The 7,039-nt window shown below is 66.8% G+C and carries 4 protein-coding genes and 5 pseudogenes; 2 read left to right on the top strand and 7 right to left on the bottom strand.

The annotated features are described in order from the left end of the window. Positions 1 to 96: pseudogene (locus IF89_RS0133715) on the top strand (transglycosylase family protein); the annotation flags it as partial. Between the two features lie 875 nt (positions 97 to 971). Here IF89_RS0133715 and IF89_RS48335 read toward each other — a convergent pair. Both IF89_RS48335 and IF89_RS0133720 read right to left on the bottom strand, forming a co-directional pair. Next, a pseudogene (locus IF89_RS48335) lies at positions 972 to 1,526 on the bottom strand (IS21 family transposase); the annotation flags it as partial. Positions 1,527 to 2,007: 481 nt separating this feature from the next. Further along, entirely contained in the window at positions 2,008 to 2,898 is an 891-nt protein-coding gene (locus IF89_RS0133720; RefSeq protein ID WP_324605397.1) for an alpha/beta fold hydrolase, read from the bottom strand. A gap of 585 nt (positions 2,899 to 3,483) precedes the next feature. Between IF89_RS0133720 and IF89_RS48340 the strand changes: the two genes are divergently transcribed. Beyond that, complete coding sequence (locus tag IF89_RS48340; RefSeq protein ID WP_234327990.1) at positions 3,484 to 3,741, top strand: hypothetical protein; 258 nt, start codon at positions 3,484 to 3,486, stop codon at positions 3,739 to 3,741. Positions 3,742 to 4,485: 744 nt separating this feature from the next. On the opposite strand, the gene IF89_RS46460 is transcribed toward IF89_RS48340, so the two are convergent. From IF89_RS46460 to IF89_RS49840, 5 genes and pseudogenes are all read right to left on the bottom strand, one after another. Continuing rightward, complete coding sequence (locus IF89_RS46460; RefSeq protein WP_158718048.1) at positions 4,486 to 4,638, bottom strand: hypothetical protein; 153 nt, start codon at positions 4,636 to 4,638, stop codon at positions 4,486 to 4,488. Between the two features lie 537 nt (positions 4,639 to 5,175). Further along, positions 5,176 to 6,117 carry a transposase domain-containing protein gene (locus tag IF89_RS46465; RefSeq protein ID WP_158718049.1) on the bottom strand — a complete coding sequence of 314 codons (942 nt, stop codon included), beginning with the start codon at positions 6,115 to 6,117 and terminating at the stop codon, positions 5,176 to 5,178. Positions 6,118 to 6,265: 148 nt separating this feature from the next. Continuing rightward, positions 6,266 to 6,561: pseudogene (locus tag IF89_RS47255) on the bottom strand (Mu transposase domain-containing protein); the annotation flags it as partial. Next, positions 6,489 to 6,686 (bottom strand): annotated as a pseudogene (locus IF89_RS49835) (transposase); the annotation flags it as partial. The pseudogenes IF89_RS49835 and IF89_RS47255, both read right to left, overlap by 73 nt. Before the next feature lie 32 nt (positions 6,687 to 6,718). Further along, a pseudogene (locus IF89_RS49840) lies at positions 6,719 to 7,015 on the bottom strand (transposase); the annotation flags it as partial. Between the last annotated feature and the right edge of the window lie 24 nt (positions 7,016 to 7,039).

Genomic DNA, 7,039 nt, shown 5'->3' on the forward strand with positions numbered 1-7,039 from the left:
ACCAAGGCGCAGCAGATCGCCATTGCCGAGAAGGTACTGAAGGTACAGGGCCCCAAGGCCTGGCCTGTCTGCTCCTCCAAGGCCGGCCTGACCCGCTGAGCCGGGCCTGGGCCCCCGAAGCCGTCGTGACTTAAGAGAGGGCAAGACGTACAGAGGCGGGGTTGGCTCAAGAAGGGCCGAAGCTCCGCGGTGCGCGGTGAGTGCGACTCACCGCGCACCGCGGAGCTTTACTATGCCAGGGAGACAGTCACCGCTGTCGCCCGGGGTCTCGGCATCAGCTCGGTAGTCCTTGCGCGGCTGGCACCGCCAGGCCAAGGCTGGCCAGTAGGGACGCCTCGGCGATCTCACCACACAAGAGCCGGAGGAGCTCAAGCGGCTGCGTAGGCAGAACGCCGGACAGGCCAAGACGAGCGAGGTCTGCGGAAAGCGGTGGCTTTCTTCGGGAGGGGAAGCGACCGGCGAGACGGCACGTACGCGTTCACCGTGGCGGAGAAGACCGCGCGGGTCGCTTCCCCGTGCTGGCTGCTGAAGGCGGCCCTGCACGTCCTCCTGCGCCTGGCTCGGACGCGCCAGACCGGTGCCGCCGCGCAGCCGGCGAGGCCGGGACCGCGGCGCCTTCGCAGAGGGTGCCGAGCGCGGCCAGCCCGGAGTCCCGCAGGTCGCAGACGGTTAGCACTTGCTTCACAACCTCGCCACCGGCCTGCTGAAGACGGTCAACCACTGCTCCTGCATGAAGGTCCCCTAGGTGTATCGCTCAGTGAGGTTGGGGACGCGGCTGGCGGGTGATTTGCCGTGGGTGCGGCGGTAGATGGCAGGCAGCCGGTCGGGGCGGCTCTGTTCGCCCCAGCAGGAGCCGGCGGGGGGACGGATGCCCGGTGGCCCGAACTCGTCGAAGACGAATGTGCGGTCAGGACGCTCGTTGACCGCGTACTCGATTCGCTCCAGCTTGGCGTCGAGGCCGGGTCCGGGGATTCCTTCAGGTCTTCGTCCATTACCGCGGTGTTAGCCGCATGCCCGGCCGTGGCCGTCTTCTCGCTGTCGGCCAGGGCATAGGCCGGGACCCGCCTTTCCGCCTCAGCCTCGCGTCCAGGCAGGCCAGAATCGTCGGCAGCGTCTTGTCGCACACCGCGGTTACGACCCGGAACCCGACCACGCCAGCCAGGCACACCACAAGGAAAACGTCCCGCGATCTCTTGGCCCTCGCCCAGTCCCCCTGCAACCACAGGCCCGGCTCGGTGATCCAGGGCCAAAAGGCCCTCCGCCCCCCGGCCCCACCTCGCTTCCACCTCCGCCACCGTCCGCCGGCTCGTCGTCTCCCCGCCTGTGATGCCATCGCCGCGATCCGCCGGTGCACGGCATCGGCGCGGATCCCACCAGTTCCTCGATCTTCGGCAGGTACTCGTCGATCGGTCGGGCCCAGTGCTGCCGCTCGGGCTCTTGCCCTCCGCCCGAGCCTGGCCATAACGGGCCGCCGTGAGGTGGCCGCAGCCGGCCAGCTCAGCCGCCACACGGTAACGAGGTCGTATGCCCCTAGGATCTCCACGGTCCCCTGCTGTTCTTCACACCGGCCAGCCGTTGACCGGCAACTGTCCAGTTCCGGGGATATATCTGGCCGTCCGCGCAGAAACCTTGGCCACGGGTGGGGCCATAAGTGGCTGCCTACGGGGAGTATCTACTGGCGGCCGTCAATCGGGGCCTTCTTCAACCGCCGCCGCCTGCGTAAGCACAAGACCATCGGCTACCTCACCTCATCCCAGACCACACAGCGACACCAGCACGCCCTCGCAGCCCAACGATCATATATCCAAGATCACTGGGAAACCCCAGCCGTAGCTGTCCATGGTCAGGTAGAACTGCAGATGCGCGGGGCACCTCTTTGTCGATCCTGATCAGAACTTCTTGAACTCGGTGGCCGGCCGGGTGCCGACGATGGAAGGGCTGGTGGAACTCCGCGGCCAGCCAGGGGCCTCAAATCCCCGCCATGCCCTGACAACGACAACCAGCGGCTCAGGAGACGATCCGCTGCTGGAGCATTAGCAGAGTAGCCAGGGCGCCGAAGGCTGATCGGACTGCGGGAGGATGGTCAAACCAGGGGTAATGGCTCGCGCCCTCGACCGTTCGGTGAAGCACCTGGAGCCCGGTGAAGGAATCTTCTCGCTGCCAGAGGCCCTGGTCGACTATGTGATCTTCGCTACCGCTGAGGATCAGCGTTGGAACTCCGCTGCCAGCTGGGGTCCAGCGCGCTCGGTAAGTGTCGTCGAAGTGGGCTACGGACCAGGCTTGAGCCTCCTGGCAGAAGGGCAGGCCCTCCAGCATGGTGCGGCCGACGGCCAGGCTTCCGGGTGTGAAGTTCCATGGTGCGGTGGTCAGGGTTAGCGCGCGCAGCGTATGGTCATTCGGGTCATGTTGGTAGGCTGCGGTTGCTTCCTCGAGTCCTGGAAGAGGGTGGGCACGGGCCCACTGCTTGAAAGCCTCGCGCCACTCCGCGTGCGGTGCGCTGCTGATTAGAGCCATCCCCTTCAGGCGGCTTTCCAGCTCTTGCGTGGCCAGCACAAACATCCCCCCCGTCGAATGGCCGACCATGACCACTTGGTCCAGCTCGCCCAGCGTCTCGGCCAGCACCTGCGGCCAGAGCTCGTAAGGTTTCTCTGGAACCTGCGGCAAACTGCGGTTGGAACCGTCTCCTGGCAGATCGACGAGCCAGCTTGTGCCCGGCACCTCGGCCACGTGGACTAGCTCTAACAGGGACTCCGAACCCAAGCCAGGTCCACCTGGGATAAATAGCCAGTTCAATGGACCCTCAGTGGCCGAGACGCGGCGCAAGCGAACACCCGACCGGGTCCAACGCTGTTCTGTGTCGGTCACTACACCTCGCGCCCTTTCGCCACCCGAGATCACTTTGCGACGGATTGCACTTACTAGTGGCTAATCTCTGTTGATCCCTTTACCCAAGGCGCGTACCGTGCTACACGTGGGGGCAGCCTCCCACCTTTTCCAATTCATACGCATCGCCGCAATTTCAGATACCCTTCCGTGCGCGCATGCGCCAGGCCTTCACAAAATGGTTAATTAAGCAAAGTCGGGGCAACCTCCTCGAGAATCGCTGGCCGCTGTCATCCAGGCATATTCGCACTTCTGTTGGCAGGAGTTTTATGGCGACCCACCTGCTGAGGTTGGGGGTCTATCAACGCTAAAGGATTCGGCCCAATAAGATCGCCAGCCCCCGGACCGGTCCCAGCCGGTTCCGGCCGAGGATCCCCGGCACTCCTGAACGACGAGCCACGACTGCGTCCGAGCCGCGCCACCACCCTGTTCGCCGCCTTCGAGGTCGCCACCGACCTATCGGCTCGCTGCACCGTCGTCACCGGGGCAGCGGAGTTCAAGAAGCTTCTCACCAAGCTCAACAAGGAAGTTCCGGCTGATCTCCAGGTTCATCTGATCCCTGGGCAACTACGCGACCCACAAGACGCCCGACATCAAGAAGTGGCTGCTGGCCCATCCGAGGTTCCACCTGCTTTCACGCCGATTAGCGCGTCCTGGCTGAACCTCGTCGAGCGGTGGTTCGCCGAACTCACGCAGAAGAAGCTCCACCGCTCCGTCCAAGCCCTCGAACGCGACGTCGGGGCCTGGCTCGCCGACTGGAACAAGCACCCAAGACCGTTCATCTGGACGACGAGAGTGGACGAGATCGTCGACAAGGTCGCCGCCTACTGGCGACGAACCTCTAACTCAGGTCACTAGTAACATCAGTGCGGTTGCAACGGAAAACCGACCGCTTCCCGCGTCACCCCACATGGGCATGTCCGCCAGACCAGCCTGTATGCACGTCCCAACGGATGTCGCCCAGTTAGCCCCTCTGGGATTGTTACGGGGGATCCGCATGTGGGGCATGGCACACTGCCAATCGCACTGTGACCCGATTTGCGAAGGTTCCAGCGATGACTGCTATGAGCGGTCCATGCGATTCGTATAGCCATGAAACCTCCTTCGGCCGGTGGCGATGCTCAATCTCTGAAGTCTGAGTTCCGCGGCCGACCTTACCCTCCGATTCTAGCCCCGATGCGCTGACTGCTTGTACCTTGGCTTCGGGGCACGGCTGATCAATTTCGTCAGCGAGGAGTCGCCGCTGGTCGGGCACCGTGCCTCTGCGGCCACGTCTGTACATCGCCTGGGCCCGGCAGAAGGCCCGCGATCTCGCGTAACGTCGCCAGCTGCGCAGACACGTTCGCCAGATGGCTCCGAGCTGGTGTCGGCGGACCATCCGAGCGGGACTCGCGAGGCCTCGACCTGCACGAATGCAAGATCATTATGTCGTCGGATCGCGTCGCGTTGGGATTGTTGCCGCGGGTCATTCCGGCAGAGTTGGCCGACAACGTCGTCGCTGAGGCCGGACTGAAGCTCGGCCATAAATCGCCCTGACTTGCACAAATACAGATCCCCGTGTTCTACATGCAACGCCGTTCAGTTAGGGCGGGCTGGGTGGTGTCAGGGGGCGGTCGTGAGCATGTTGATGCTGATGGCGGCCTTGTAAGTAGCTCGGTCGATGGCGGGTCCGCGTGCGTTGTACTTGGAGATCGCGCGTTTGACGATGCGGTGTTTGGTGCGGACCCGCCGGGCGGGCAGAAGCTGGGCCAGCACATGGCGGCCGATGACTGCGACCAGGTCGATGGCGGTGTCGGCGATGATGCTCTCCGCCAGGACGAGCTGGTCGCGGGCGGCGGGGACAGGGCGACGGTGAAGCCGGCCCGGTCGGGGTCGGTGGCGGCGATGCTGTCGGTGGCGTCCGTCGTCGTGGTCCGCAGTGCCTGGCAGGCGGCCGGCAGAGCCCAGACCTCCTGCTCGACACCGGCGGGGGTCCGGGGCCCGCAGGATCCGTCCGCCCAGGATCGTGGACTTCAGCTCCGCGTAGGCTGTCTCGGTCTCCCAGCGCTCGTGGCAGAGCCGGATGCTCGCGGGCCGGGTGAGCCATGGGGTCGGTGAGGGTGGTCAACAGCCGGTAGTGACCCGTGCGGATCCCCTGGGAAGTGGTGATGGTGGTCCCGGCGTCGATGACCCGCACGGTCAGCGCTCCCACCCGGGACGGGAACGAGCCGTCGGGCAAGCGGGCCGCCGCGGGCAGTTTCCGCCCCGACTTGCACCGCACCAGCAGGTGGGCGCCGGTGGCCGTGAAGCGGTTCAGCAGGTCGGCGGCGGCGGAATTCCGGTCGCCCAGCAGCAGCATCCCGGCACGCAGACCACCGGCCAGCCGACGCGCGTATTCCAGCTCACCGGTGGCCGCCGGGCCGGACACGGCCCCGGTCGCCGGCCGGGTCCCGCAGGCCGCCAGTGCTCGGCGAACACCGCGAGGTTCGCGGAGCGTCCGGCACCGGCACCGCGCCACCGCGTCGACGTCGCGGTCGTGGCCGCTGGCCCGCGGACCAGGTCGAACAGCGCTTTCATCGGGGCTGCCCCAGACGCTGACGGGCCTGCCGTAACGCGCTGCCGCTCGGTCTGGCCACCGGCACCGCCCGCCAGACCGGCGCACAACCGGTCGAAGACCTGCCGGTGCCCAGCCCGGCGAAGAGTGCCGGCCCGCAGCAGATACATGGTGACCCGCGCCGGTACCAGCCGGACCCTCCGCTGGACCGCACCGGCCTCCGCCAGCACCTCGTCGACCATCTCGAACGGCACGATGCGGGTCAGTTCAACGATATGGCCCGGCGCGAACACCCCGGCCGCTACCCCGACCCTCCTGGTTATGGCAGCCTGTTCCAACAGCGGAGCTGGGGTGAGCGAGTGACCACCACCGACCTGTACGAGATGGCGGCCAACGAGGGCGACGACGGCACCCTGCACCCCATCGAACAGATATGGACCCCCTACGCCGACGACGCCCCCGACAGGGGGTTCATCGCCCATCGTGGCCTCCACGTCACTGGGATCGACAATCCCACCGGCGACCACCGCTACCCCGTCGCGTTCCTCGCGCTCGGACACCAGAGGTCGACCGCCGTCATCGAGGCCGCCGCCGCGTACATGGCCCGGACCCACGGCTGGCGGAACCTGCACCTCTACCCCGGCGACGACCCCTCCGTGCTCACCCGCCTCATCCCGCGCGGTCCACACCCACGGCGTCACGGCACCCGCACCTGGACCACGGCTGCGGATGCGAGTGGGACGACACCTGGCGCATGGTCTGGGTGCCCGACACAGAACCCGGAGCCATACCGGTCACCGCCCCCAGCGGCACCCCGCCCCACTGGCGGCCGCCGCCGAAATCCACAAAGCGGGGCGGGTAGTGCTCGTCCTTGATCGACGGACTGCCCGGGGTGGATCGCTCATGCCGGGCGACCTCGCACGGGCCCTCGGCGCCGACGGCGGTGACGATCAGCTCGTCGCCGTGGAAGCGGGCCCAGACGCGGTGTCGACCAGGTGGTGCGGGACCGAGTAGCGCACTCCCTCGACCGAGATGGCGGCGTCCCAGTCCACCCGCCTCGTGGTGCCAAACGCGACGGCGAACGCCTCCGGCGGGCGGCCGGTGCCGCTGCAGGGCGGGCGAGCGGGACGGCGTCGGCCGGCTGAGCGGTCACCGTGGTGGAAACGCCCACCACGTAGTGCAGCCCTCGATCCTGGAGGCCGAGTCTGAATGCCGCTGTGTCACCGCAACCGCCGTCAGTGACACAGCGACGGGGACGTCGATGCCCCACGAGCGGGTCTCATCGACCATGTCGAGGGCAAGCTGCCATTTCTCAACATGGCCCACCTCCGGCGGGATGCCGCATGCCGCGCGGCGGGCGACCTTGGCGGGATCGGCTTCCGGCAAGGCCGGATCCCAGCTCTTGGGCAGGAACAGACGCCAGTCGACAGCCGCAGAGGCATGGTCGGAGGCCAGGTGCAGCGAGACACCGGCCTGGCAGTTGGTGACCTTGCCCGCCGTGCCGGTGTACTGCCGTGCCACACACGCCGACGCGTCCCCGTCCTTGAGGAAGCCGGTCTCATCAAGGATCAGCGCGGCGGGTTTGATCACCGGCTGCATCCTCCACGCCAGCCTCGCCCGTAC

It is taken from the genome of Streptomyces sp. NRRL F-2664 (assembly GCF_000719345.1).
In the GTDB taxonomy this organism is placed as follows: domain Bacteria; phylum Actinomycetota; class Actinomycetes; order Streptomycetales; family Streptomycetaceae; genus Streptomyces.